The sequence below is a fragment of the Cobetia sp. 14N.309.X.WAT.E.A4 genome, assembly GCF_030397495.1.
GTDB classification, from domain to species: Bacteria; Pseudomonadota; Gammaproteobacteria; order Pseudomonadales; family Halomonadaceae; genus Cobetia; species Cobetia marina.
Genome location: NZ_JAPNXT010000005.1, coordinates 49,624 through 75,627, shown reverse-complemented (window position 1 = coordinate 75,627; position 26,004 = coordinate 49,624). Strand labels below are relative to the sequence as shown.

Here is a 26,004-nt window from a genome sequence, read left to right as displayed (position 1 = left end):
TTCAGGCGCCATCTGTGAGCCCTGTATCCGCAAAGGCCGTCATGTCCTCGCGCAGCAGGCCAAGCAGTCGATCGGCACCGACGCTCAGTTGCCGGCCCAGTCGACTGATCAGTTGCACATGCGGCGTGATGAAAGGCGCTTCCTGAAGCGACAGTCGAGATAGCCTGCCCGCTGCCACTTCTTCACTGACCACGAAATCCGGCAGCAGGGTCACGCCGCCCTGCAGCGCGAACTGCTTGAGCATCGCCAGCGCGTTGCAGGTGAGCGTCGGGCTCAGCATCACCCCGGCCTGATGCTCCGCCTGCGCGACGATCTGGCGAATGCCGAACGACACCTCCGGCAGCGCCAGGGCATGGCCGTCGAGCGCCGCCAGCGACAATGGCTCGGGCACAGCCGCCGTCGCCTGACGCGCCAGAGGATGCGCCGGATTGACCACCGCGCACACCGGCTGAGGGCGCGAGACGTGCGCGCGAATCCTTGGATCACTTGCCGGATGGAACACCAGCCCCAGATGCGCCTCGTCTTCGACGACCTGACGGATCACCTCATTGCTGCCACATAGATTCACCTTGAGCTCGATGCCCGGATAGCGCGCGGAAAAACGGCTCAAGGGCCCTGCCAGTCCCTCGATGAAGCCCTCGCCGATGGCCAATACCAATGAGCCACTCTGCAGCCCCTTCAATGACTGCAACGACTCGAGCAGCACCTCCTGCTGCGCCAGACGCTGACGGTAGTACTCCAGCACCCGCTCGCCGGCTTCCGTCGGCTTGACCCCACGTCGATGACGCTCAAGCAGCGGCATGCCCAGTTCATGCTCCAGCTGGGTGATCTGTCGGCTGACCGCAGACGGTGCCACATTCAGGAAATCCGCCGCTGCCCGCACGCTGCCCAGTCTGGCGGCCTCGTGGAAATGACTGATACGTCGTTCCTGCACCAGACTCATCACGCCCCCAGCATTGCCTTGAAGGCAACATTAAAGTGAATTCGGGATTATTGCTGGAACACAGAAGCGCTGTCCATACTCGAGTCACCGGGTGCTACTCCCCCTTTCACCACGACAGGAATCACACAATGACAACAACCGTCGGTGTCATCGGACTGGGCAACATGGGCGGCGGCATGGCCGCGACTCTCGCCCGCCACGACTTCCCCATCCTCGGGTTCGATCTCTCTCAGGCTGCGCGTGACAAGGCGGCTGCGGCAGGCGTCACGCCGGTCGATTCCCTCATCGAGCTGCTCGCGAAGAGCGATGTGGTGATCCTCTCGCTGCCCAAGGCCGAGCATGTCGAACGCCTGTGTCTAGGCGGCGATGCAGCAGAAGACCGCCAGGCCGAAAGCCTGCTGGCCATGGCCAGGCCGGGACTGATCGTGATCGACACCACCACCTCGACTCCCGAGACCAGCCGCAAGGTGGCAGCGGCGCTGGCGACGCGCGGTATCGACTTCATCGACGCCCCCGTCTCCGGCGGCCCCAAGGGCGCCGCGAGCGGCAGCATGTCGATGGTGATCGGCGCCGAAGATGAGGTGCTGGCACGCGCCATGCCGGTGCTGGAGGCCATGAGCGGCAGCCGAGTGCACGTCGGTCGCTGTGGCGCGGGCAATGTCGCCAAGATCGCCAACAACATGCTGGCGGCCTGCCATCTGATCAGCACGGCGGAAGCCGTCTCCATGGCCGCCAGGGCGGGTGTCTCCCCAGAGAAATTGCTGGAAGGCGTGAATGCGGGCTCGGGACGCAGCGGCGCGAGTCAGGTGATGTTCCCCAGCTGGGTGATCAACAAGGCCTACGATTCCGGCTTCACCATGGGCCTGATGCGCAAGGATGTCGGACTGGCCAGTGATCTGACGGCAGAACTGGGGCTGGCGCTTCCGCTCTCCAGTACCGTCGCAAAGCTCTGGGACGAGAGCAGTGCGACGCTGGATGACAGCGAAGACTTCTGCGCCATCGTGCAACGCACCGACCCGACCCTCTTTGGCCACGGAGAATAAGCCATGCTGACCCAGGACATGACCCCGACCTCCCCGATTGCTCAGCGCATCGCCGAGCTGATGCAGGCGTTTCAGAGCAGCAGCCAATCTCCTGACGACAGTTTTGTCGTCAGCAGCCTGATCGGTGGTGAGTTCGTCACTGGCACGGGTGACGCCATCGAGGTACGCAACGCCCATGATGACAGCCTGATGCTGTCCTTCCCGGATGCCGATCGCGCTCAGGTCGTGCTCGCCAATGCCGCCACGCGTCAGGCGCAACCGCAGTGGGCTGCCATGACCGCCCAGGCGCGTGGGCGCGTCATCTACCAGATAGGCAGCCTGATTCGTGAGCAGGCCGAGGCGCTGGCCGAACTCGAAGCACTGAGCGCCAACAAGCCGATTCGTGATGCGCGTGTCGAGGTGGCCAAGGTCGCCGAGATGTTCGAGTACTACGCGGGCTGGGCAGACAAGCTGCACGGCGAGGTGATTCCGGTCCCGACCTCACACCTCAACTACGTGACCTATGAGCCGCTGGGCACCGTGCTGCAGATCACGCCATGGAACGCGCCGATCTTCACCGCCGGTTGGCAGATCGCCCCGGCCATCACCGCCGGCAATGCAGTGATTCTCAAGCCTTCGGAGCTGACGGCGCTGTCCTCGCTGGCACTCGGTGTGTTGATCGAGCGCGCCGGCGTGCCGCGTGGGCTGGTCAACGTCATCGCAGGCTACGGTCATACCATTGGCCAGGCGTTCATCGCCGAGGGCGATATCCGCAAGGTGGTGTTCGTCGGCTCGCCCGCCACCGGCCGCCATATCGCCACCGCCGCGGCACAGCGCTGCATTCCCAGCGTGCTGGAGCTGGGCGGCAAGTCGGCCAATATCGTCTTCGAGGATGCCGATCTCGAGGTGGCACTGCGCGGCGCTCAGGCGGCCATCTTCTCCGGTGCCGGCCAGAGCTGCGTGTCGGGTTCGCGCCTGCTGGTACAGGCCTCTATCTACGAGAAGTTCACCAGCGCGCTGGCCGAGGCCGCCACGCAATTCACCCTTGGTGATCCGCAGGACCCGGCGACCCAGATCGGCCCGATCAACAACGCGAAGCAATACCAGCATGTGACGTCGATGCTTGCCGGGGCCATCGAAGACGGCGCGCGCCTGGCGGATGGCTCAGCAGACCCCATCCCGGACACCGGCGGCTATCATGTCGCGCCGACGGTGCTGCTGGGCGACAACGCCATGAGCTGCGCGCAGGAGGAGATCTTCGGCCCGGTCGTGGTCGCCATACCGTTCGAGGAGGAAGCCGACGCCATCCGCATCGCCAATGACAGTCGCTTCGGGCTGGCCGGTGCCGTCTGGACGCGTGATGTCGGGCGCGCCCACCGCGTGGCGCGTCAGGTGCGCGCAGGTACCTTCTGGGTCAATGGCTACAAGACCATTCACGTCAGCTCCCCCTTCGGGGGCTACGGCGAGAGTGGCTATGGCCGCTCCTCCGGGCTGGATGCGCTGCGCGAATACAGCGAAGTGAAGAGCGTGTGGGTCGAGACCGCCGCCGAACCGGCCGCCAGCTTCGGCTATGGGGCGAGTCTGGAATGAGGGCTCTGCGACCCTGACCCTTCGGTCACGCCTGAAACGGCAACCAAGGCCCCACCGCCCATCAGCGGTGGGGCCTTGGTGCTTATTTGGCGAGGGTATTGTTGTCGGCAGTATCGCCGAGGGAGATGACCAGGTCCGTGACGGTGACCCATCATGAGTGGCTTCACACCATGGGGGCGGCATCCTCGCCATCCTCCGGCATCGTCACGGCATAACGCTCCTTCGAGCGCTGCTGCCAGGCAGCAAGCTCCGCCGTCAGATAGGGTATGAAGCGCTGCCCCTGACGCGAGACGGGATGAAAACGCGAGGTGACCAGCGCGACATCCAGGTTGATGGTCGGCGCGAATGGCACCACGCGCAGCTGGCAATCGCGCCGCGCCAGCATCGCCTCCGCCGTCACCGGATCGATCAAGGCAATGCCTATCCCTTCATTGACAAGCATCGCGACCGAGGGAAACAGATGCGTCTCGATGCTTGCCTGCAGCGTCATGCCTGCCTGCTGAAAGGCACGCGCTAGCTTCAAGGTACTCTGATGGTGCTGATCCAGCGTGATGATGGTTTCCCCGGCCAGATCCTGTGGGAACAAGACCTCGCGTTGCGCCAGCGGATGCATGACAGGCACGGCCAGTGCCATGCAGAGCTGATACTCCTCCAGCACCAGCTCCTCGACCGCGGCGTCTGCCTCGATGACCCCGAGGTCAAACTGGCCCTCGGCGACCCACTCGGCGATCTTGCGTGAACTGAACGTCTGCAGCGACAGACGACTCCTGGGGAAGTCGGCAAGATAGCCTGACATCACTCGAGGCATCACCGTCGGCGAAAGCCCCGGCATCGAGGCCACGGTGAGCTTGCCGGCGTGACCATCACGCAGACCATCCGTCAGTTCATCCAGATGCCCCACCGATGCCAGCACCTTGTCGACACCCTCCGCCAGATGGACGGCTTCCGGTGTCAACTGGGTGCCATAGTGGTTACGCCGAAAGAGCAGAAACCCGACGTCACTCTCCAGATTGGCGATCGCCGTGCTCACCGCCGGTTGCGTCAAGCCAAGCCGACGCGCTGCCTGGGAGAGACTGCCCGTGCGCACCACTTCCTGGAAGATCTGCAACTGACGCAGGTTATGTCTGAGTTTCATGACAACTGGGCTCTTGTGGCGGGACTCTCGTGACGGGACTCTCGTGGCAAGGCCCTCGTGCCTGGCGTTCGAGAATGTACGCTTGGGACTGGATGCTCAAGACTAGCCTCTCGTGAATAGGCTCTAAATTGTTCTTATGACTTAATAGACAGCCTTTAGTTGTGCTTATACCCCCAGCGGGAGGAAGCTGACCAGACCCTCATAACCAACAACAAAGGGCCACAGACAATGCACACGATCGACCTCATGGGGCTACTGCTGTATTTCGCCATCTTGCTGTATATCGGCTATCGCAGTGCCAGGAAGACATCCAGCAGTGCCGACTTCGCTGTCGCCGGCAACAAGATCATCTGGCCGGTGCTGTTCGCCACGCTCGCCGCTTCCTTCCTCGGCGGTGGTGCCTCGATGGGACGCGCCGGCAAGGCCTTCGATGAAGGCTACGCCTTCATGTTCGCGGCCTCCGCCTTCCCCATCGCTACCATCATCGCGGGCCTCTACATCGCGCCACGCCTCAAGCGCTATGCAGGGGCACAGACGGTCGGTGACATCATGGCGCATCACTATGGTCGCAGCGCCCGCCTGCTGACCGGCATCTTTTCCCTGATCTTCTGCATCGGCATCCTCGGCGCCCAGGCGCTGGCCATCGGCACCGTCTTCAATGCCATCCTGGGCATCGAGATCAGCACCGGCATCCTGATCGGCATGGCAGTGGTACTGGTGTACTCCACGGCCGGCGGCATGTGGGCCGTGATCCAGACTGACGTGGTGCAGTTCGTGATGCTCGCGGTCTTCCTGCCCATCACCATGATCGTCGGGCTCGACAAGATCGGTGGCCCGGATGCCCTGATCGCCGCACTCCCCAGCGAACACTTCAGCCTCATGGGCGATTACACGCCGCTGATGTTCATCAGCATCTTCATCGCCTTCCTGCTCGGCGAGACCCTCGTCCCGCCCTACACCCAGCGCGCCCTGTCCGCACCGGATTCCCGTCATGCCAGGATCGGCTACTCGCTGGCCGGTGGTTTCGGTCTGCTGTTCTATGCCGTCAGCTCCACCATCGGCTTGATCGCGCTGGTGCTCTATCCGCAGATCTCGCCGGATCAGGCCATGCCGGAACTGATCCGCGACGCTCTGCCGCTGGGGCTGACCGGGCTGGTGCTGGCCTCACTGCTGGCGGTGGTGATGTCAACGGCGGATTCCTATCTGAACTCGGCAGCGGTCATCTTCGTGACCGACATCTACAAGCCCTTCATCAACCCCGCCATGTCCGGCAAGCAACAGCTGTGGATCGAGCGCGGCGTCAATCTGGCCATCGGCCTGGGCGCCATCCTGTTCGCGCTTTACGCCACCTCGATCATCGATGCGCTGCTGCTGAGCTACGCCCTGTGGGCGCCGACCATCCTGCTGCCGTTCATCTTCGCCGTGCTGTTCAGGATTCGCTGCAAGCGTGCTGGTGTGGCCGCGATGATCGCCGGCGCCCTGGCCACCAGCATGTGGAAATGGAGTGGCCTGGAACTGGAAGCCCTCACCGGGCTCACCCCACTGATTGCTGGCGTCATCGTCAATATCGTGGCCTTCACCCTCGTCTACCAGTTCTTGAACGCGGCGCCAGACCACAACGGCAAGAACGCCCCGATCCAGCCCACCCACTCCTGAGGACCTGACCATGTTCGGATTCACTCTCTACACCATCTGTCTGCTGAGCATCCTCACCGCCGTGGTCATCGCCATCGCCTCCTGGAAGTTCTACCGCGACAACTGAGCCATCGGCAGGGTCTGTGCCGCTCGACCAAGGCTTTCCAAGCTCTGTCATGGCCCTGTCACGACCCTCACACCGTCTTCATCACGCTGATCATGTCGGGCAATCCGCCCGGCATGACCGGCAAAGAGAGTACGCGCGATGACCCCGCAATCCCCCGCCGCCCGAGTGTCGAGCCACGACAGCATTGCCGTCATCGGCGCCGGCATCATCGGCCTGGCGACCTGCCGCGCCTTGCAGGCACGTGGCTATCACGTTCATTTGTATGACCCGAATCCCGTCGGCGAAGGCACCTCCTTCGGCAACGCCGGTCTGATCGCCAACTACGCCACCTCGCCGATGGCCAGCGGAGATACCCTGCGCCAGCTGCCGGGCCACCTGCTGAGCAGGCAGCCCTCCCTTGCCATCGCCCTGCGCCACACCCCCGCGCTGGCGGACTTCGGCTGGCGTTTCCTCAAGGCGGCAACGCCCACCAATTTCCAGCGCCACAAGGCAGATCTGATCGCCTTGCTGGCCAATGCCGTCGAACGACAGCATGCCCTGATCGATGACCTGCAGACCAAAGCGACCACTGCGCTGGCCAGCCAGACAGGTTGCCTGCAGATCCAGCGCGACACCGCCATCACCCCGGCAGCGCTGGAGAAGATGGCCCAGGCCAAGCGCCGTGACGGGGTCGAATGTCAGCCGCTGGGCGCGAGCCAGCTGCGGGACATGGAACCGTCGCTCAACCCGAAGGGGCTGGCAGGCGGCCTGTTCTTCCCTGACACCCGCCACCTCACCAGCCCGCTGTCACTCAGCCGCCAGCTCTTCGCACAGCTGGAAGACGGTGGCCTTGAGTGGACGGCGCAGCGGGTCGACGCCCTCACGCCGCTGGCCAGTGGTGGGTGGCGCATCGACACCGCCACCACCTCCCACGAGGTCCCCCATGTCGTGGTCTGTGCCGGTATCGCGAGCAACACACTGCTGGCGGGACTCGGCAAGCGTCTGCCGGTGGTCAGTGAGCGCGGCTATCACATCGAACTCGACACCCAGCTGCCACTCTCCCGCCCGGTAGGCTGGCTGGCGCATCACTTCTACGCCTCGCCAATGGCGGAAGGCATTCGCCTGGCGGGCACCACCGAGTTCTGTGCGCCTTCGCGCCCCGCCTCGCCACAGCGCTGGCAAGCCCTCACACAATGGGGCGAGACACTCTTCGGTCAGCCCCTCGACGTCGCCCGCCACTGGATGGGCGTGCGCCACTCCACCCCCGATGGCCTGCCGGTAGTGGGCGAAATGCCTGGCTGCCCCGGCCTGCTTCTCGCTTACGGGCACGGCCATCTAGGCCTGACACTCTCGGCCGAGACAGGGGATATCGTGGCCCGGATGGTGGCAGGCGAGCCCCTGCCGGGCTACGCGCGCAGCCTGTCACCGGTCAGGTTCTGCCAATGATCTCGCCTATCTGAGAGAGCTGGGTGAATGGCCTGGCCCATGAACGTGAAAGCCCCTGACAGGTTCGCCTGTCAGGGGCTTCTTGTCTCTTGCGTCAGCGCAGGCCATGTAAGCACGGAGCTTGTCAGCACAGGCCACTTCAGCGAAGACCAAGTCACGGCTTGCCAGAACGCCCTTCACACCCGTTCTTTCAGGAAGATGGCGGTTGCGGACGCCCGGGCTGGGAGGCGTACTCGACACCATGTGCCTGCAGATACTCGCGGATCAACTGACGAACGACCTGAGAGGGCGTCTGGTCCTGCGTGGCACACAGTTGCTCGAAGGCCTGCTTCTTGTGGGGGTCAATCATCAGGGTCAGACGTGCGGTCTTCTTTTCCATCCTCGGCTCTCCCAAAACCATTAACATCTGATGGTAATACCGAGAGTCCGGTACAGACAAGCTAATCCCGACAGGCCAGCCCCCTGACACTGGGGGGCGGATGACTAACATGCCAATGACATGTTAATGTTTTTACCATCTCTTTATCATGAGATCGTCATGACAGGGCAGACAGTCCAGGACGACCGCCCTGCTGCTGCCTGATGCATTCGTCGTGTTCGGACATGTCACGCCATGCCCTGACACGCCAGCACCAGAGTCAGCGTAGCGTCTCCCTCCGCGAGGACCCACCACCATGACCCCCAAGCGCTCTCCCATGCGCCTCCCCCGCATCGCCACCGGCCTGCGCTCCGCCTGGCACTCAGGCTACGGCCTCACCGATCTCCGCCAGGATATCCTGGCCGGGCTGACCATCGGCACCGTGGCGGTGCCGCTGTCCATGGCACTGGCCATCGCCGCCGGCGTCGCACCACAGCATGGCTTGTACACGGCCATCGTCGCGGGGGCGATCATTGCCATCACGGGCGGCTCACGCGTCAACGTCTCCGGCCCGACAGCGGCCTTCGTGGTGATCCTGTTCCCCATCGTTCAGCAGTACGGGCTCGGTGGCCTGCTGATCGCCACCATGATGGCGGGCGCCATACTGGTCATGCTGGGGCTGGCGCGCATGGGGCGACTCATCCAGTTCGTGCCCTATCCCGTCGTGCTGGGTTTTACCGCGGGTATCGCCGTCGTGATCGCTGTCTTGCAGGTGCCTGACTTCCTGGGGCTGAGTGTCGGTCAGCTCGGCGAGCACTTCGTGGAGAACGTCGGTCAGATTCTGGCCGCCCTGCCGACACTGAATCCTTTCGAACTGTCCATCGGGGTCTTTTCGCTGGTGGTCATGCTGCTATGGCCGCGACTTCACCTCCCGATTCCTGCGCCGCTGGTGGGCCTGTTCGTCGGGGCACTTGCCGCCTACGCCGTCAATCACGGCCTGGGCGATAACTCACATGAAATGCTGGTGCAGACCATTGCCTCACGCTTCAGCTGGGAAACGCTGAACGACAGTGGCAATGGCATCCCTCCGATTGCCCCGGCATTTCTGGCCCCCTGGCACCTGCCCGGAGCGGACGGATATCCACTGCCACTGGATTTCACCCTGATCCGCGCATTGCTGGGGCCTGCCATCGCCATCGCCATGCTGGGCGCCATCGAATCCCTGCTGTGCTCGGTCGTGTCTGATGGACTGACCAGGACACGCCATGATCCGGATGCCGAACTGATCGGCCAGGGGCTGGGCAACCTGGTGGCGCCGCTGTTCGGAGGCATCACCGCCACCGCCGCCATCGCTCGCACGGCCACCAACATCCGGTGTGGTGCCCGCTCACCGCTGGCCGCCGTGGTGCATTCCGCGGTGGTGCTACTGGCGGTGATCGCGCTGGCGGAACTGCTGGGAAAAGTGCCGATGGCCACACTGGCCGCCTTGCTGTTCATCGTCGCCTGGAACATGAGCGAGGCTCGTCACTTCGTGCATACCTTGCGCTCTGCCCCCGGCGGTGACGTGGCGATCCTGTTGATCTGCTTCGGCCTTACCGTGCTGTTCAACATGGTACTGGCGGTGGCGGTTGGCATCGGCCTGGCGGCGGCGCTGTTCATCCGCCGCATGATGCAGCTCACCCAGACCCGTCAGATCGTTGACATGCCAGAGACAGACACGCCAGAGAACGATGCGCCAGAGAACGATGCGCCAGAGAGCGATCCTCCACGCCAGACGCATGCCCGGGGAGAAGACACCCGAGCGATTGCGCTCTATGACATCGACGGCCCCCTGTTCTTCGGCGTGGCGGAAAAGGCACTGACCTCGCTGCGCCTGGTCGATGACAAGGTCCAGATCGTGATTCTCGACATGGCCGATGTACCCAGCATGGACGGCACGGCCATCGTCGCTCTGCAGTCACTGATCGATGACATGCGCCACCAGCACGTGGCGCTGGTCCTGTCGGGGCTCCCCAGCCATCTGATCGTCAAGCTGCGCCGGGCCGGCATTCGCAAGCGCACGGGAGAGCTGACCTGGTGCCGCAACCTGCCACGCGCCTTCGCGGTCGCACGGCGCTGGCTGGCAGACGAGTGACGAGCGCAGCCATCACGGGGACAGCATTGCGCTCCAGAGACGACAATGCCTCTGACCGGGAATGATCAGAGGCATTGTCGTGGAGCTGAAATGGCAGGTGGAGCGCCCGCCCCCTGTGAGACTAGGGCGTGTGCACCCCCTCGAACATACGCCGACGCGCCCCCTCGAGATGGGCACGCATGGCGCTTTCCGCGGCGGGTGAATCCTTGCCGGCGATCGCATCGATGATCGCCTGATGCTCATCCTGGACGATCCGCAGGCGCTCCTCGGAGGCACGCAGTGACAGACCGCGCGTCAAGTTCATGCCTTCCTTGATGCTCTGATTCAGCGAACGCAGCACGGTGGCGTAGTAGTGATTGCTGGCGGCTTCGGTAATCGCGAGGTGGAACTCGAAGTCTTCCTCGGAGGCGCGATCATGATTGAGGTTGGCCTGATTGATGGCCTCGAAACGCTGACGTATGTGCTCCAGCTGCTCTGGCGTGCGCCGCTGCGCGGCGAGGCCCGCCGCACTGGCCTCGACATTGGTGCGAAACTCGAAGCAGCGTTGTATGTCGGCGATGCTGGAGATCCGAGCGAACTCGAGCACGGCACTGTCAGGCCGATTGATGACGAAACTGCCAGACCCTCGCCGCGACACGACGAGATTGTCCTCGCGCAGACGCGCCAGGGCATCCCGCAGTACCGGGCGGGATACCTCATACAGCTCGCAGAGGCGCGCCTCGGTCGGCAGCTTCTTGTTGACGGGATAGTCACCGCTGATGATAGCGGCGAGTATCTTCTCGTAGACCACCAACGACAGTGAATGCTTGGCTGCGTCACTCATCGTGTCATGTCGCCCTTTCTCATCACTCTTGGTCCACCTTCAGGCATGTCAGATGGTGTGCGATTCTACCGGAAACCCTGCCGCATGAGGAAAGGCTACGGGGCAGCCCCCTCAATGGGTGCTCCCCCGCAAGTCCCTCTCGGTCCGACGCGTCATCTCACTCAGGCATCCTGAGGGAGTTCCGATGCCGGTGTCTGCGGTACTCGACGCCCTGCTTTCACCCCGTTGACGATGATCATGGTCCAGACCGCCACTGCGGCAATCGCCAGCACCATGGCGATGGGACGATCCACGAAGGCCGTCAGATCCCCATTGGACTTGAGAATCGAGCGCATGAAGTTGCTCTCGACGATCGGCCCCAGAATCACCGCCAGAATCATCGGCCCGACCGGGAAGTCGTTCTCGGCCATGAAGAAGCCCACCAGGCCGATACCGAGCATGATCCAGATATCGAACATCGCATTGTTGGCTGCGAACGCCCCGACGATGCAGAACATCAGGATCAGCGGGAACAGGATACCGGTGGGAATCGACAGGATGTGTCGCGCCCCACGGATCGCCATGAAGCCCAGCGGCAACAGCAGCAGATTGGCCAGCACGAAGACCATGAAGATGGCATTGACCAACGGTGCCTGGTCGACGAAGACGTCAGGACCCGGCGTGATGCCCTTGGTCATCAGGACTCCGATGATGATCGCCGTGACCGTATCCCCCGGGATCCCGAAGACCAGGGCCGGAATATAGGCCCCGGACAACGAGGCATTGTTGGCGGAACTGGCCGAGACCAGGCCTTCTGGATGCCCCTTGCCGAACTTCTCCGGAGTCCTGGAGAGCTTGCGGCTCACGGCGTAGCTGATCCAGGACGCGATATCGGCACCGGCGCCCGGCAAGGCCCCGATCACGGTCCCCAGGGCACCGCCGCGAACGACACCGCCCTTGTATTTCCAGAGCGCTGCGCCAACGCCTTCGAAGGGACGCTTGATGACGGGCGGCACCAGCGGCGCGGTATTGCGGGTTTCCGGCATGCGACGGATCAGCTCGGAAATCGCGAACAGTCCGATCAGCACCGGCAGAATGGAGATACCGGCCAGCAGGTCATAGTTGCCGAAGGTGAAACGCATCTGCCCCGAGACGCTGTCCATGCCCACCATCGCGATGACCAGACCCGCCAGCATCGAGATCCCGCCCTTGAGCGGGTCACTGCCGGAGACGAGGATCGCGCAGGAAAGCCCCAGCAGCGCCAGCCAGAAATATTCGTCACTGGTGAACTGGATGGCGAACTCGGCAATGCGCGGCGCGAAGAAGGCCAGGATCAGCACCCCGATCACCCCACCGATCATCGAGCAGGTCACGTTCAGCCCCAGTGCCAGCCCGACCTTGCCCTGCTTGCCCATCGCATAGGCTTCCTCGGTATAGACCGCCGAGGCCGGTGTGCCGGGAATCCTCAATAACGCCCCGGGAATGTCGCCGGCCACGATGGCCATGGCAGTCGCGGACACGATGGCGGCGATGGCCGGCAGCGGCTCCATGAAGAAGGTGACCGGCACCAGCAGTGCCGTGGCCATGGTGGCCGTCAGGCCAGGGATGGCGCCCATGAAGAGCCCGAAGAGGGAGGCTGCCAGAATGATCAGCATCACTTCCCACGTGAACACCATCGTGGCGGCTTGCAGTAAGTCACTCATCAGTAGATCACCTTTTCCAGCAGGCCCAGCTCAAGCGGAACGTGCAGCAATTGGCCGAAGACTTCCCATATCACTCCCGTGGCCACCAGCGCGATACCACCGGCAGGCAACCAGCGACGATGATGGAAGGCATAGAGCAGCAACGTGAGCAGCACGAAGGACACCACCGGGAAACCGATGACTGGCGTCAGGTAGATATAGGCCACGATGGAGGCGCAGATGGCCGCCAATGTCATGATGAAGGTGATCAGTGGCACAGGGTGCTGCCAGGCAAACCAGACTTCACGATTGCGCAGCCCACGGACGAGCAGGATGGCTCCGAACAGCATCAGCAGTGCGCCGATGACCGTGGGAAAGGTACCGGCCCCATATTCCTGGCGCGGCAGGTTCTTCAAGTCGAGGGAGGCATATATGACGGCAGCCCCGAAGGCTGCCGTCACCACACCCGTGACCTTGTCGTTGGTACGCATGTGCGGTTACTCATGAAGACTCAGGAAGAAACGGTCGAACACGCTGAATGGCAGACGCTCACGGCGACCCGCGCGTTCAGTTGGCCAGGCCCAGCTTTTCGATGGTGGCAGCGTTCTTCTCATCCTGATCTTTCATGAAGGCACGGAAACCTTCGGCATCTTCCCAGACGGTGCCGTAACCGCGACCGGACATGAAGTCCTGGAACTGCTCGGACTTCCAGACCTTCTCGGTGGCTTCTGACAGGCGTGCGGTCACCTCTTCCGGCAGGCCCTTGGGCCCGACCAGGCCACGCCAGGAGCCCTGGATCCAGTCATCACCCGTGACTTCCTTGACGGACGGAATGTCTTCAAAGGAATCGACACGATCATTGGCCAGCACCGCCAGCGCCTTGACGCGTCCGGACTTGCGCATGGACTCGATTTCCGGAAGCGAGGAGAACACGATATCCACACCACCGGCTGCCAGCTCCTGCAGACCCGGCGCGGCGCCTTCACTGGGCACCAGTGTCACGTCATTCGGATTGATGCCCTGCTGATCCAGGAAGCCGGCGAAGGACAGATGATAGGCAGCCCCGGGCGCGGAGCCGGAGACGGTGTAATCGCTCGGATTGGCCTTCAGCGCCGACAGGGCATCATCCAGGGTCTTCCACTCGGAATCGGCGTTCACCGTGAAGGAGGCGTAATCCAGGTTCAGCAGCGCGATGGGCGTGAAGTCCTCATAGGACAGCTGCGCGGTGCCGATATGCTGATAGGTGGCAATCTCTGCGGTGCCAAGCCCCAGGGTGTAACCGTCGGGGCGCGCCATCTTCATGGACATGTGACCCACCACCCCGGAACCGCCGGTCTTGTTGACCACATTGACAGGCTGACCGAGCTCTTCCTGAAGACCCGCCGCCAGCTGACGGCCGACCGCATCGCTGCCACCACCGGCAGACCATGGCACGATCAGCGTGATGGGCTTGTAGGGGTAGTCAGCTGCCATCACCGCGGAGGCGGACAGGGTCAGCACGGAGGCACAGAGGACTTGTGACAATTTACGCATGGCGAAGACTCTCTCGTTGTCTTGTTATGGAGGCGTTGCGTGGCTATGTCTGTTGCAGCATTGCAGCGTGGGACAGCGTCATGAAGGTTGGCGTTGGCTGCCCCAGGCACTGAGATCAGTGTCAGCGGGATGCACGAATTTTACAAGTTATGACAACTTGAACTTTAGACCAATCCAAAAATCAGCATCAGGAGGGAGGTAAGGGTTGGCTGTCGTAGGGGTCTGACGGGATCTACCTCTAGGATAGCCGAACCGGACTAGCGAGACCCTTATCCAATGGCCGCAATCCACGGCGTATCCTGCGCATGCCCAACCACGACAAACCTGAATAACTTATTGATTTTACTGATTTATCTGTCAATTCACGACAAATCACCCTTTCCTTCACTCCAGGAAATCTCGCCTGCCCTGCCCCGAAACCAGCCCGCGTCCTGCCAGGTGCCATTGGCGGGTGATCCAGAGATACCCAACGGCGAACTGCACTAAAGCACTACTCGCCAGTTGTCATTATTTGTTTGTCGATCGTGTCTGCCTGGGCTAAGGTGACTCGTGCCGAGAGGGAGCCAATGCTCGCCGCAACTTCCTCCACCTTTCATTCGCCATGCCGCCTCCAAGAGCGTACGGCTTTCCACCGTCAGGAATCCCACATGTTCACCGATCTCAAGCAGAAGAAAGTCCTCATCACCGGCTCCACCAAGGGTATTGGTCTGGCAGCCGCCGTGGCCTTCGCCCGTGAAGGGGCAGTGGTCGGCATCAACAGCCGCCAGCAGGATGACGCCGCTCGCGACGCCATCGCCCAGATGGAAGCCACAGGCGCCCGCTTTGAATATTTCGCGCGCGACCTGTCCACCAGCGAAGGCTGCGCTGCACTGATAGAAGACTTCACCAAGGCCTTCGGCGGCATGGACGTGCTCGTCAACAACGCCGGTGGTCTGGGCGTGCGTGCCGGACTCGAGAGCCTGGACGATGCCGCCTTCGACCTGGTGATGGACCTGAACCTGCGCTCGGCGATCATGACGACCAAATATGCCATGCCGCATCTGAAGGCCTCCGCCAAGGATTCCGGCACCACCGCCAGCGTCATCAGCACCGGCTCCATCGCGGGCCGCGAGGGCGGTGGTCTCGGCGCCTCCCTGTACGGTGGCACCAAGGCCATGCTGCACAACCTGCACCGCAACTGGGTGAAGGAATTCACCAAGGACAACGTGCGCTTCAACATCGTGTCGCCGGGCACCATCGATACCGTCTTCCACGCCGACAAGAGCGAAGAGCTGCGTGCCAAGATCGCCGGCAGCATCGCCATGGGCCGCTTCGGTACCTCCGAGGAATGTGCACCGACCTTCCTGTTCCTCGCCTCCCACGCCACCAGTGGCTACATCACGGGCCAGGTGATCGACATCAATGGCGGCCAGATGTGCCCGTGAGGCATACCGCCCACGACGGCATCGCGCCCATGAGACGCGCCCCAGCAGCCTGAATGTCTCGCCCTCGGCCTCATGACATGTCGGCACGCAACAGTTCCGCCATGCACCGCCAGTCGAGACGAGCATTCCCTTGTCCCGCGTCGCGCCCCATGAGGGCGATGGAGGCGGGGCATTCCGGACTGTGCCCACGAAAAGAACGCCCCACGAAAAGAGAGACGCCTTATGTCACCTTCCGATCAGACGACACTGCGCGGCCACCAGATCATCGGACAGCAGAGTCTGCTGGCCGACGGCAAGCCGGTACACGCCATCAATCCTGCCAACGGTGAGCGCCTGGCGCCGGGCTATCCGGCCGGTGGTGCCCGTGAGGTGGAGCTGGCCTGCCAGCTGGCACACGACGCCTTTGACAGCTTCCGGGAAACGGATGCTGAAACCCGCGCCGGCTTCCTCGAGACCATCGCCGAGGAAATCGAGGCCATCGGCGAGCAGATCACCGAGCGCGCCCTTCAGGAAACCGGCCTGCCGCGGGCTCGTCTGGAAGGGGAACGTGGCCGTACCTGCGGTCAGCTGCGCCTGTTCGCCGGCGTCGTGCGCGCCGGTGAGTGGCTGGATGTGCGCATCGACCCGGCCATGCCGGAACGCAGCCCGATGCCGCGCGCCGACCTGCGCCAGCGTCGCATCGGCCTGGGCCCTGTCGCCGTCTTCGGGGCCAGCAACTTCCCGCTGGCCTTCTCGGTGGCCGGCGGCGATACCGCCTCGGCACTGGCGGCTGGCTGCCCGGTCATCGTCAAGGCACACTCCGCTCACCCGGGGACGTCCGAGCTGGTCGGCGGCGCCATCCAGCGCGCCGTGACACGTTGCAACCTGCCGGAAGGCGTCTTCTCGCTGCTCTACGGCAGCGGCAACACCCTGGGTCAGGCACTGGTCAATGATCCGCGCATTCAGGCCGTGGGCTTCACCGGGTCACGCAGTGGCGGTACCGCACTGCTCAAGACCGCCCAGGCACGTCCTCAGCCGATCCCTGTCTACGCCGAGATGAGCAGCATCAACCCGGTACTGCTGATGCCGGCCGCGCTGGAAGCCCGTGCCGAAGGGCTGGGACAGGCCTTCATCGCCTCGCTCAACATGGGCGCCGGCCAGTTCTGCACCAACCCGGGACTGGTGCTGGCCCTCGAAGGCGAAGCGCTGGAGCGTTTCCTCAAGACCGCCGCCGACAATGTCGCGGCCAGTGCCTGCCAGACAATGCTGACGCCGGGCATCCACGACGCCTACCGGGGTGGCGTGGAGAAGCTCTCCGCCCTGCCCCAGGTACAGGAAGTCGCGCGCGGCGCACTGGATGGCGACAACGCAAGTCCGTGTCAGACCGCGCTGTTCCGTACCACCGGCAGCGACTTCCTGAGTGAAGCCGCATTGCAGGAAGAAGTCTTCGGTGCCAGCTCGCTGGTCATCGCCTGTCGCGATCTGGACGAGATGCGTGCGGTCTGCGAGCACCTGGAAGGCCAGCTGACCGCCACCCTGCACCTGGACGATGCCGACATCGACGCCGCCCGCACCCTGATGCCGGTGCTCGAGCGTCGCGCCGGTCGCATTCTCGCCAATGGCTGGCCGACGGGTGTCGAAGTCTGTCAGGCGATGGTCCACGGTGGCCCCTGGCCGGCAACCTCTGACAGCCGCACCACCTCGGTGGGCAGCGCGGCCATCGAACGCTTCCTGCGTCCGGTCTGCTATCAGGATCTGCCTGAGGCACTGCTGAGCCCGACCCTGCGTGACGGCACCCAGGGCCTGCCGCGTCTGGTGGACGGCAAGCGCCAGCTCTGAGTCATTGCCCAAGTGACGTGCAGTGAGTGACGTCTGACCGACAATGCGCAGTACGGCAATTTCCATGACGGCGCGGCTTCGCCAGCCGTGTCGTCATGCAGGACAAGCACAAGGAACGGCTCCAACTACACAGGACACGCCATGATGTCTGAGCAAGCCAACGCGTCATCGACGCCCGCCTCTTTCTCTTCTTCCTCGCCACTGGAAATCCTCGCCTTTGGCGAAGCCATGGCGCTGCTGGTCGCCGAAAGCGAGGGCGATCTTGCACAGGTCTCGCACTACGAGCGACGCATCGCCGGCGCCGATACCAACGTGGCCATCGGCCTCGCCCGGCTGGGATTTCATGTCGGCTGGCTGAGCCGCGTGGGCGACGACAGCCTCGGGCGCTATCTGCGCCAGACCCTGGAAGACAACGGGCTGGACTGTCGCCACCTGACCCGCGACGGCGATGCCCCTACCGGCCTGATGTTCAAGGCACGCGCCAGCCAGGGGGAAGATCCGCATGTCGAGTATTTCCGTCAAGGCAGCGCCGCCAGCCGCATGAATGCCAGTGACGCCGATGGCATCGACTTCAGCGCCCTGCGCCACCTGCATGCCACCGGCATTCCGCCGGCCATCTCCCCCAGCTGTCGTGAACTATCGTTCCATCTCTTCGAACAGGCCCGCCAGTCCGGTGCCAGCATTTCCTTCGATCCCAATCTGCGCCCTACCCTGTGGTCAAGCGAGCAGGAGATGCGCGACACCCTCAATCAGCTGGCAAGCCGCGCCGACTGGGTATTGCCGGGGCTCGCGGAAGGTGAGCGACTGACCGGCCAGAAGACGCCTGAGGCCATCGCCGGCCACTATCTCGAGCAAGGTGCCAAGGCCGTCATCATCAAGCTGGGCCCTGAGGGCAGCTATTACCGCGGGATGATCGGCGGCCAGGAAGCCGCCTTCAGCGTCCCGGGCCTGCGGGTCGACAAGGTCGTCGATACCGTGGGGGCAGGCGATGCCTTTGCGGTAGGTGTCGTCAGCGCACTGCTTGAAGGGCTCTCGCCGAAAGACGCCATGCATCGCGCCAATCTGCTCGGCAGCCGTGCCGTTCAGGTGCGGGGGGACATGGAGGGCCTGCCGGATCGCGCGACGCTCAAGGCGCTCGAAGCGGGTGATGCCGTCAGCGTGTCCTGAGTTCGCGGCCGATTTCCAATGACACCCAGTGGTGACACAACCAGTAGCGACACGACCAGGGGTGACACGCCCCTGACGGCAGCCTGCCGGTCAGTTCATCGCCCACGCTCTCAAGGAGGCAAGGATGCATGCACAGCACTACTCGGCCCGAGGTAGCAGCCATATGACAAGTGACGCTGACGAGTGCGTGACCCGCCGCAAGGTCGTGGTGCTCAAGGCGCTGGATGAGGAGCAGATGGCCACCCTGCGCGAGCGGCATGACGTCGTGCTGCTGGAGGGGCATGACAGCGCCGAGGCGCTGGATGCGGCACTGCACGACGCCCTGCACGATGCCCATGGACTTATCTGCTCTGGACACAGGATCACGGAAGCGCTGCTGGATGCCGCCCCCGCACTGCGGGTGATCTGCACGGTCTCCGTGGGCTATGACAACTACCCGCTTGAAGCGATGGACGCGCGCGGCATCCTGCTGTGCAACACCCCGGACGTGCTGACCGAGACCACCGCCGATGTCGGCTTCCTGTTGATCATGGCCACGGCACGACGCGCGGTGGAGCTGGCCAACATGGTGCGCGACGGCCAATGGACACGTGGCCTCACACCGCCTCACTTCGGTACGGACGTGCACGGCAAGACACTCGGCATGGTGGGCATGGGCCGCATCGGCGCGGCGATCGCGCGGCGCGGTGCACTCGGCTTCGGCATGCGGGTCCAGTACTCGAATGCCTCCCCCAAGCCTGCGCTGGAGAGCGAACTGGGCGCGAGCCGCGTCGAGCTGGACACCTTGCTAAAGACCAGCGATTTCGTCTGCGTCACCGTCCCGCTCAGCGAGCAGACCGAACGCCTGATCGGCAGGCGTGAGCTGGAACTGATGCCCGCCAGCGCCATCCTGATCAACATCGCCCGCGGGCGTGTCATCGATGAAGCGGCCTTGATCGAGTGTCTCGAGCGTGGCGGTATCCGCGGCGCCGGGCTGGATGTCTTCGAGCAGGAGCCGCTTCCGGCAAGTTCACCGCTGACGCGCCTGCCACAGGTCGTGGCACTGCCGCACATCGGCTCTGCCACCCATGAGACACGCCGCGCCATGGCGCAGCGGGCGCTGGACAACCTGCTGTTGGCACTGGCGGGGAAATCGCCGCTGAGTGCGGTCAATGAAGCCAGCTGGACGCGCCGGTAGACCGGTGGCCGGCAAACCGGTGGCCGGCAAACCGGTGGCCGGCAGACCTGTGACGCCGCCCATTCGACACTTGGCTGCCAGACCAAAGTGCTGAGGGGAGCGCGGGCGAATTGCTCTATGCTCTGGACATGGATTTGGAACCATCCAAAAACGTCTCCACCCCGGCCATGAGTTCGGGATGACAACAAGAAAACGCCCAGGGAAGACGCCATGAAAGATCCCATCACGACACCGCCGGCCAAGGCAGATGCCACGGTGTCATCGCAGGCCCCGTCATCACAGGTCCCGTCATCGCAGGCCCCATCATCACAGAGCGCCTCGAGCAGCATCACGCTTCAGGATATCGCGGCACATGCCAAGGTCTCGCGCAGCACAGTCTCGCTGGTGCTGCGCGAAAGCCCGCTGGTGGCGAAACGCACCCGCGAGAAGGTCCAGGACTCCATCAAGACACTGGGCTACGTCTACAACCGTGGCGCCGCCGCCATGCGCGGCAGCCGCACCGCGACCTTGGGCGTGGTGGTCTATGACATCGCCAACCCCTTCTTCGGCTCCATGGTCGCGGGGATCGATGCCGCCCTGCATCAGGAAGGCTATGTGTCATTTCTCGCCAACAGCGAGGATTCCCCTGAGCGTCAGCAGCGCTTCATCGAGCGCATGCGTGAACATCGTGTCGATGGCCTGTTGCTGTGCCCCGCCGAACACTCAGACCCGAACCTGATCCATCAACTGGCCGACTGGGGCATGCCCTGCATCCAGGTGATGCGCTATCTGGACGCCCCGCCCTTCGATTACGCCGGCACCGATTTCCGGCGCGTGGCCGAGATGGCCGTCAATCACCTCGTCAGCCTGGGCCATCAGCGCATCGCCTTCATCGGCGGCGCGGACCACTCGGTCAGTCATGACCGCTGGCTGGGTTATCAGGCCGCGCTGGATCATCACGGCCTGAGCTATCGACGCCTGGTGCGCGGCAATGGCGTGACGCGGCGCGTCGGCCATGAGCTGATCAAGACCCTGATGCAGGAAAGCCCTCGCCCGACGGCCGTGGTCTGCCACAACGACCTCGTGGCCTTCGGCGCCATGCTGGGCCTGCGCCAGATGGGGCTGGAACCCGGTCGCGACTGTGCCGTGATCGGCACCGATGATGTCGAGGAAGCCGAACTGGGCGACCCGCCCCTGACCAGTATCGCCACGCACCCCTACGCCATCGGGGAGCAGGCGGCGCGACTGGCATTGCGACGGATCGCCAATCCCGGCGGCGAGCGAGAAAGCGTCATCATGCCGCCGGAACTCAAGATACGCCGCTCCTGCGGGAGTCCTGACGACGCCATCGTCGAGACGCCTCGCCCGGACTGACGCCAACGCTTTCTCTGAACGGCGGGTCATGCCTGGAGAGCATCGACTGGCCGCGCACCCCCGAGCATGGACCGGCCGTCTGGAGACTGCCGGTCTGGCAAGCCGCAAGACTGCAAGACAGAAAGACAGAAAGACAGAAAGACGCAAGGCACAACAACAAACAACGCCAAGGAAAACGCCATCATGCTGAATTGGATCAATCCAACTACGTCCACCCCTGCCATTTCCCAGCGCTCACCTGTGGGCGCCCGACTGTCCAGAGGGCTGAGCAAGGGGCTGGCCGTCGCGGCCACCACCGGCACCCTGCTGGGCGCCACGCTCGGCTTCTCGGCCAGCGCCCAGGCAATGGAGCTGCGCTTCGGCCACGCCGGCACCGAAGATACCGCCTACCAGCTCGGCGCCGAGCGCCTGCGAGACCTGCTCGCCGAGAAGACCGATGGCGACATCACCATGACCATCATGGGCAACTCGGTGCTGGGCCATGAAACCGAGATGTTCGAGCAGCAGATGGCCGGCGCGCTGGACATGTCCATCGTCAGCCCCGGGCTGATCACCGACTTCTCGCCCACCGCCAACGTGTTCACCATCCCGTTCCTGTATCGCGATGTCGACCACTGGCAGAAGGTGCTGGATGGCGAGGTCGGGGAAGAAATCGCCCAGAAGATCAGTGACGAGACCGACGTGAAGGTGCTGGCCTATTTCGGTGGCGGCAAGCGCCACATCGTCAGCTCGCGCGAGGTCACCTCACTCGATGACCTCAAGGGCCTCAAGCTGCGCACCAATCCGACCAAGCCATTGATCGTCGCCTGGCAGGCACTCGGGGTCGAGCCGAGCGTCGTGGCCTGGAAGGAGATCTACACCGCCATCCAGCTGGGCGCGATCCACGGCCTGCTCAATGAGCCGGAATGGACACTGCGCATGCGCTTCCACGAAGTCGCCCCCAACATCGCGCTGTCCGAGCACGACATCACCGTGCGCCTGCTGACCATGTCCAAGATGTCCTGGGACAATCTGGATGAGCAGCAGCAGAAGACATTGATGGAATCCGCGCACGAAGCGGCGGCCTACGCCCGCAAGGTGCAGCTGGAACAGGATGCGGCAGCCCTCGCGGAGCTGGAGAAGCAGGGTGCCAAGCTGCATGAGATCGACCGTGAGCGCATGCAGGAGATCGTCGCCGAGCCGCTCAAGGAAGTGATCGCCGAGATGGGCCTGCAGGACATCTACGACAAGGTACGCGCCGTCAGATAAGGCATGTCAGACGGGGCGCCTCACCTGCAGCCAACTCTGGCCTCAGGACAGGCGCCCCGCCACCTTCCTCTGCCCCTGGCGCACGTCACCTCGCGTGTCATCACTCTCGTGTCGTCGCTCTCCTTCCCTCGCACTCTTCTTGAAAGGACAGTGCCATGCCTTCTGTGCTCGCAGGGCTCTCACGCCTGAATCGGACGCTCGAACGTCTGCTCTATCTCGTCTTGCTGGTACTGCTGGCAAGCTTCATCGTCTTCATCATCTATCAGATCGCCAGTCGCAATCTGGCCTTCCTGCCCCGCCTGTTCTGGACCGAGGAATTCAGTCGCTTCGCCTTCCAGTGGATGGTGATGCTGGGCACCGCGGTCGGGGTGCTGCACGCCGATCACTTCGTGCTGGAAGCCTTTGCGCGTGGCAGCCGTGCCGATCTCGTCACGCGCTGGATTCGTGATCTCGCCTGCCTGTTGCTGGGGGTACTGTTCATCTTGCACGGCAAGGACTTCGCCCTTTCCGGCCTGCGCCGCAGTGCCATGGCCTCGGGACTGTCGATGATCTACGTCTACTCGATATTCATCGTCAGCGGCATCTTCATCGTGCTGTTCAGCCTGCAACGGTTGCTGCATGCCTGGCTGCACGGCATGCAGGCCATGGAGAAGGCGCTCAATACGCCCAATGAGGCGGAAGAGCTGGCAATACCCGAGGAGACGGAAGCGGTTCTGTCTCCCGCCATCGCCAGCCATGCGCATGGCGCGACTGATCGGAGGCCCCTGTCATGATGCCAATGGACTGGCTCTACCTGATGCCCTGGCTGCTGTTCGGCGTGCTGGGCGTGTTGATCGTGATCGGCATCCCCATCGCCATGGCGCTGGTGCTGACGGCGACGACCCTGATTCTGCTCGACCCGCGCCTGACCTACTGGATCATGTTCCAGCGCATGTACAACGGCATGGATTCCTTCGTGCTGCTGGCCGTGCCGCTGTTCCTGCTGGCCGGCAACCTGATGAATGCCGCCAGGATCACCGATCGGCTGATCACGCTGTGCATGCGCCTGGTCGGCCACTTCCGTGGCGCGCTGGCCCACGTCAATGTACTGGTCAGCATGCTGTTTGCAGGGGTGTCCGGCTCCTCCACCGCCGACAGTGCCGGCGTGGGCACGGTGCTGATTCCGGCCATGAAACGCGAAGGCTATCCGGTCAGCTTCGCCGTCGCGGTCACCGCGGCCTCCTCCGTGATGGGCACCATCATCCCGCCGTCGATCAACATGATCGTGTGGGGCGCACTGACCAATACCTCGATCGCCGGCCTGTTTCTGGGCGGTATCCTGCCCGGCGTGATGATCGGCGTGGCTCAGCTGCTGCTCAATACCCGCTATGTCCGCCGCTATGATGTGCCGGTGCGCAAGCGCGCCACCCTCAAGGAGCTGGCCAGCTCCGGCAAGGATGGCCTGCTGGCCGCCGGGATTCCGATCGTCATCATCGGTGGCATCACCCTGGGCATCGTGACCCCCACCGAGGCCGCGGTGATCGCGGTGGTCTATGCGCTGGCGCTGGGCTTCGTGGTCTATCGCGAGCTGGATCTCACCAAGTTGCTCAATGCTTCCACCGACACCGTCAGGCTGTGCTCGCTGTCGCTGTTCAGCCTGGTGGGCGCGGCCATCTTCGGCTATCTGATCAGCTTCTATCAGATTCCGCCCAAGCTGATGGCGGGCGTCAGCATCACCGACCCGACGGTGCTGTTGATCGTGATGACCATCGTGCTGCTGGTGATCGGCACCTTCATGGATGCCCTGCCCGCGATGGCGATCATGGCGCCCATCTTCTATCCGCTGGCGATGTCGGCAGGTGTGCACCCCGTGCAGTTCGGTGTCATCGGCGTGATGGCGCTGGGGCTGGGCCTGATCACGCCGCCCTACGGCCTGTGTTTGATGATATCCGCCAAGATAGGCGGCATTCCTCTGCTCAAGGCCATGGCGACCACCATGCTGTATCTGGGCGTGATGCTGGCCGTGATCCTGTTGATGATCCTGTTCCCAGAATTCGTGCTGACCATTCCGCGCCTCATCGCCTCTGACTTCGTCTGACCCGGCGCACTATCCGGACATTCCGAAAACTGTTTGAGGAATGTCCGGAACTGCCAACTTCTCGTCCTCGCATACCTCTCTGCCTCCCCTAGCGGCTCATTCCTGCCCGCCTCATCCCAGCGGGCCGAGCCACACTAGCGGCACGAACCCGCCCCAAAAGCGCGCCAACGTCGTGATCTGTCGAAGAATCCTCCGCAACTCAGGGTGAGCGCCACGCCACAGGTCATGGCATCGTCTTGAGCCTTTGCGCCGATAACACGCCCAAGATGAACGGCTGATTATCATGCTTTGATTGAAAGTCTTTACGCCATCTGCCGCTATATCCCGCCGCCTGCCCGTTCCAAGATTCACTGCGTCGATTGCCAGCGCATCGGCATTGTCCCCCTTCTTCCCATGACCAGACAGGCAGCCACCATGAAACGTCCCTTCTCTCTTGCTCTTCTCGGCCTCTCGGTCGCCTTCGCCAGCATGACCGCCCACGCCGATGACCACTCCACGCTCACACCGTCCAGTGAAGTCGTCCAGCAGTCCGACATCGACTGGGGCTACCTGAATCCGCTGCGCGGTGACCAGAGCCCGGCGGCCGGCGACCTGTGGGGCGACCGCACCAAGGATGGCGCTTCAGGCTTCCTGGTGAAGTTCAACGAAGGCTTCTCCTCACCGCCCCACATCCACAACATCACCTACCGTGGCGTGGTCATCCAGGGCGAGGTCCACAACGATGACAAGAACGCCGATGAGCAGTGGCTGCCCGCAGGCTCGTTCTGGATCCAGCCGGCAGGGGAATCGCACATCACCGCGGCCAGAGACAAGGTCAACATGGCCTACATCGAGATCAATGAAGGGCCCTACCTGGTACAGCCGGAATCCGAGGCCTTCCACAACGATGAAGAGCCGCTGAATGTCGCAGAGAACAACATGGTGTGGCTGGATGCCAATGACATCCGCTGGATCAACCTGCCGGGCAGCGACGACGCCGAACAAGGCCCGAAGACCGCCTTCCTGTGGGGCAACCCGGACGTCGGCCAGCTGAGCGGCCGCCTGGTGAAACTGCCGGCCGACTTCTCCGGCGAGATCGAAAGCCACGCTGACGAATTCCGCGCCGTGGTCATCAAGGGCGACCTGACCCACGAGACCGAAGGCAAGGACGACAGCCAGAGCCTGGCGACTGGCAGCTACTTCGGCTCTCAGGGCGAGATCACCCATGACATCTCCACCGGCGCCGACGGCGAGACCCTGCTCTACGTGCGTACCAATGGTGATTTCGACATCGTCGAGGAGTGAAAATTGAGCCATGCGCGGCTTGGCGCGCCTATCTGCGGTAACGACAACGGCCACCCATGGGTGGCCGTTT

General features: G+C 63.4%; 21 protein-coding genes. 14 read left to right on the top strand and 7 right to left on the bottom strand.

Annotation, left to right across the window (positions count from 1 at the left end):
- Position 1 precedes the first annotated feature (1 nt).
- Positions 2-943 (bottom strand): LysR family transcriptional regulator, encoded by a 942-nt coding sequence (locus OW493_RS08725; RefSeq protein ID WP_279875264.1) that lies wholly within the window; start codon positions 941-943, stop codon positions 2-4.
- A gap of 35 nt (positions 944-978) precedes the next feature.
- Here OW493_RS08725 and OW493_RS08720 point away from each other — a divergent pair, with 35 nt between their 5' ends.
- Entirely contained in the window at positions 979-1,986 is a 1,008-nt protein-coding gene (locus OW493_RS08720; RefSeq protein WP_289863873.1) for an NAD(P)-dependent oxidoreductase, read from the top strand.
- Between the two features lie 3 nt (positions 1,987-1,989).
- Entirely contained in the window at positions 1,990-3,555 is a 1,566-nt protein-coding gene (locus OW493_RS08715; RefSeq protein WP_289863872.1) for an aldehyde dehydrogenase family protein, read from the top strand.
- Positions 3,556-3,718: 163 nt separating this feature from the next.
- On the opposite strand, the gene OW493_RS08710 is transcribed toward OW493_RS08715, so the two are convergent.
- Complete coding sequence (locus tag OW493_RS08710; protein ID WP_289863871.1) at positions 3,719-4,690, bottom strand: LysR family transcriptional regulator; 972 nt, start codon at positions 4,688-4,690, stop codon at positions 3,719-3,721.
- Positions 4,691-4,936: 246 nt separating this feature from the next.
- Here OW493_RS08710 and OW493_RS08705 point away from each other — a divergent pair, with 246 nt between their 5' ends.
- Positions 4,937-6,346, top strand: coding sequence for a sodium:solute symporter family protein (locus tag OW493_RS08705; RefSeq protein WP_289863870.1), 1,410 nt, complete (start codon positions 4,937-4,939; stop codon positions 6,344-6,346).
- A 244-nt stretch (positions 6,347-6,590) separates the two neighbouring features.
- Positions 6,591-7,877, top strand: coding sequence for an FAD-dependent oxidoreductase (locus tag OW493_RS08700; protein WP_289863869.1), 1,287 nt, complete (start codon positions 6,591-6,593; stop codon positions 7,875-7,877).
- A 190-nt stretch (positions 7,878-8,067) separates the two neighbouring features.
- On the opposite strand, the gene OW493_RS08695 is transcribed toward OW493_RS08700, so the two are convergent.
- The gene (locus tag OW493_RS08695; protein WP_084208379.1) at positions 8,068-8,256 is read right to left on the bottom strand and encodes a CopG family transcriptional regulator; all 189 of its coding nucleotides are present in this window, start codon (positions 8,254-8,256) and stop codon (positions 8,068-8,070) included.
- Between the two features lie 295 nt (positions 8,257-8,551).
- Between OW493_RS08695 and dauA the strand changes: the two genes are divergently transcribed.
- The gene (dauA, locus tag OW493_RS08690) at positions 8,552-10,369 is read left to right on the top strand and encodes a C4-dicarboxylic acid transporter DauA (RefSeq protein ID WP_289863868.1); all 1,818 of its coding nucleotides are present in this window, start codon (positions 8,552-8,554) and stop codon (positions 10,367-10,369) included.
- Between the two features lie 121 nt (positions 10,370-10,490).
- Here dauA and OW493_RS08685 read toward each other — a convergent pair whose 3' ends face one another.
- From OW493_RS08685 to OW493_RS08670, 4 genes are all read right to left on the bottom strand, one after another.
- Complete coding sequence (locus tag OW493_RS08685; protein ID WP_077377578.1) at positions 10,491-11,192, bottom strand: FadR/GntR family transcriptional regulator; 702 nt, start codon at positions 11,190-11,192, stop codon at positions 10,491-10,493.
- 161 nt (positions 11,193-11,353) lie between these two features.
- The gene (locus OW493_RS08680; RefSeq protein ID WP_258038306.1) at positions 11,354-12,874 is read right to left on the bottom strand and encodes a tripartite tricarboxylate transporter permease; all 1,521 of its coding nucleotides are present in this window, start codon (positions 12,872-12,874) and stop codon (positions 11,354-11,356) included.
- Positions 12,874-13,344 (bottom strand): tripartite tricarboxylate transporter TctB family protein, encoded by a 471-nt coding sequence (locus OW493_RS08675; protein WP_084208377.1) that lies wholly within the window; start codon positions 13,342-13,344, stop codon positions 12,874-12,876. The genes OW493_RS08680 and OW493_RS08675 overlap by 1 nt, the downstream gene beginning before the upstream one ends.
- 76 nt (positions 13,345-13,420) lie before the next feature.
- Positions 13,421-14,386 (bottom strand): tripartite tricarboxylate transporter substrate binding protein, encoded by a 966-nt coding sequence (locus tag OW493_RS08670; RefSeq protein ID WP_077377584.1) that lies wholly within the window; start codon positions 14,384-14,386, stop codon positions 13,421-13,423.
- 647 nt (positions 14,387-15,033) lie between these two features.
- Between OW493_RS08670 and OW493_RS08665 the strand changes: the two genes are divergently transcribed.
- The 9 genes from OW493_RS08665 to OW493_RS08625 all read left to right on the top strand — a co-directional run bounded on the left by OW493_RS08665 (position 15,034) and on the right by OW493_RS08625 (position 25,934).
- Complete coding sequence (locus OW493_RS08665; protein WP_271302828.1) at positions 15,034-15,810, top strand: SDR family oxidoreductase; 777 nt, start codon at positions 15,034-15,036, stop codon at positions 15,808-15,810.
- A 222-nt stretch (positions 15,811-16,032) separates the two neighbouring features.
- Positions 16,033-17,628, top strand: a complete 1,596-nt coding sequence (locus OW493_RS08660) for an aldehyde dehydrogenase (NADP(+)) (RefSeq protein WP_284728985.1) — start codon at positions 16,033-16,035, stop codon at positions 17,626-17,628.
- Between the two features lie 144 nt (positions 17,629-17,772).
- Positions 17,773-18,795, top strand: a complete 1,023-nt coding sequence (locus OW493_RS08655; protein WP_176503916.1) for a sugar kinase — start codon at positions 17,773-17,775, stop codon at positions 18,793-18,795.
- A 163-nt stretch (positions 18,796-18,958) separates the two neighbouring features.
- Positions 18,959-19,972 carry a D-glycerate dehydrogenase gene (locus OW493_RS08650; protein WP_077377677.1) on the top strand — a complete coding sequence of 338 codons (1,014 nt, stop codon included), beginning with the start codon at positions 18,959-18,961 and terminating at the stop codon, positions 19,970-19,972.
- 210 nt (positions 19,973-20,182) lie between these two features.
- Complete coding sequence (locus OW493_RS08645; RefSeq protein ID WP_176494168.1) at positions 20,183-21,325, top strand: LacI family DNA-binding transcriptional regulator; 1,143 nt, start codon at positions 20,183-20,185, stop codon at positions 21,323-21,325.
- A gap of 183 nt (positions 21,326-21,508) precedes the next feature.
- Complete coding sequence (locus OW493_RS08640; protein ID WP_141391709.1) at positions 21,509-22,573, top strand: TRAP transporter substrate-binding protein; 1,065 nt, start codon at positions 21,509-21,511, stop codon at positions 22,571-22,573.
- A gap of 155 nt (positions 22,574-22,728) precedes the next feature.
- A complete protein-coding gene (locus tag OW493_RS08635) occupies positions 22,729-23,346 on the top strand; it encodes a TRAP transporter small permease subunit (RefSeq protein WP_289863867.1) in 618 nt (205 codons plus the stop codon).
- Positions 23,343-24,650: a TRAP transporter large permease gene (locus OW493_RS08630; protein ID WP_289863866.1), complete on the top strand. Its 1,308-nt coding sequence runs from the start codon at positions 23,343-23,345 to the stop codon at positions 24,648-24,650. The genes OW493_RS08635 and OW493_RS08630 overlap by 4 nt, the downstream gene beginning before the upstream one ends.
- 414 nt (positions 24,651-25,064) lie before the next feature.
- On the top strand, positions 25,065-25,934 hold the full coding sequence (locus OW493_RS08625) for a DUF4437 domain-containing protein (RefSeq protein ID WP_289863865.1): 870 nt from the start codon (positions 25,065-25,067) through the stop codon (positions 25,932-25,934).
- Positions 25,935-26,004 lie beyond the last annotated feature (70 nt).

Coding starts and splice junctions, on each gene's coding strand:
- OW493_RS08725 (WP_279875264.1), bottom strand. CDS start 943: ATGAGTCTGGTGCAGGAACGACGTATCAGTCATTTCCACGAGGCCGCC.
- OW493_RS08715 (WP_289863872.1), top strand. CDS start 1,990: ATGCTGACCCAGGACATGACCCCGACCTCCCCGATTGCTCAGCGCATC.
- OW493_RS08710 (WP_289863871.1), bottom strand. CDS start 4,690: ATGAAACTCAGACATAACCTGCGTCAGTTGCAGATCTTCCAGGAAGTG.
- OW493_RS08705 (WP_289863870.1), top strand. CDS start 4,937: ATGGGGCTACTGCTGTATTTCGCCATCTTGCTGTATATCGGCTATCGC.
- OW493_RS08700 (WP_289863869.1), top strand. CDS start 6,591: ATGACCCCGCAATCCCCCGCCGCCCGAGTGTCGAGCCACGACAGCATT.
- OW493_RS08695 (WP_084208379.1), bottom strand. CDS start 8,256: ATGGAAAAGAAGACCGCACGTCTGACCCTGATGATTGACCCCCACAAG.
- dauA (WP_289863868.1), top strand. CDS start 8,552: ATGACCCCCAAGCGCTCTCCCATGCGCCTCCCCCGCATCGCCACCGGC.
- OW493_RS08685 (WP_077377578.1), bottom strand. CDS start 11,192: ATGAGTGACGCAGCCAAGCATTCACTGTCGTTGGTGGTCTACGAGAAG.
- OW493_RS08680 (WP_258038306.1), bottom strand. CDS start 12,874: ATGAGTGACTTACTGCAAGCCGCCACGATGGTGTTCACGTGGGAAGTG.
- OW493_RS08675 (WP_084208377.1), bottom strand. CDS start 13,344: ATGCGTACCAACGACAAGGTCACGGGTGTGGTGACGGCAGCCTTCGGG.
- OW493_RS08670 (WP_077377584.1), bottom strand. CDS start 14,386: ATGCGTAAATTGTCACAAGTCCTCTGTGCCTCCGTGCTGACCCTGTCC.
- OW493_RS08665 (WP_271302828.1), top strand. CDS start 15,034: ATGTTCACCGATCTCAAGCAGAAGAAAGTCCTCATCACCGGCTCCACC.
- OW493_RS08660 (WP_284728985.1), top strand. CDS start 16,033: ATGTCACCTTCCGATCAGACGACACTGCGCGGCCACCAGATCATCGGA.
- OW493_RS08655 (WP_176503916.1), top strand. CDS start 17,773: ATGTCTGAGCAAGCCAACGCGTCATCGACGCCCGCCTCTTTCTCTTCT.
- OW493_RS08650 (WP_077377677.1), top strand. CDS start 18,959: ATGACAAGTGACGCTGACGAGTGCGTGACCCGCCGCAAGGTCGTGGTG.
- OW493_RS08645 (WP_176494168.1), top strand. CDS start 20,183: ATGAAAGATCCCATCACGACACCGCCGGCCAAGGCAGATGCCACGGTG.
- OW493_RS08640 (WP_141391709.1), top strand. CDS start 21,509: ATGCTGAATTGGATCAATCCAACTACGTCCACCCCTGCCATTTCCCAG.
- OW493_RS08635 (WP_289863867.1), top strand. CDS start 22,729: ATGCCTTCTGTGCTCGCAGGGCTCTCACGCCTGAATCGGACGCTCGAA.
- OW493_RS08630 (WP_289863866.1), top strand. CDS start 23,343: ATGATGCCAATGGACTGGCTCTACCTGATGCCCTGGCTGCTGTTCGGC.
- OW493_RS08625 (WP_289863865.1), top strand. CDS start 25,065: ATGAAACGTCCCTTCTCTCTTGCTCTTCTCGGCCTCTCGGTCGCCTTC.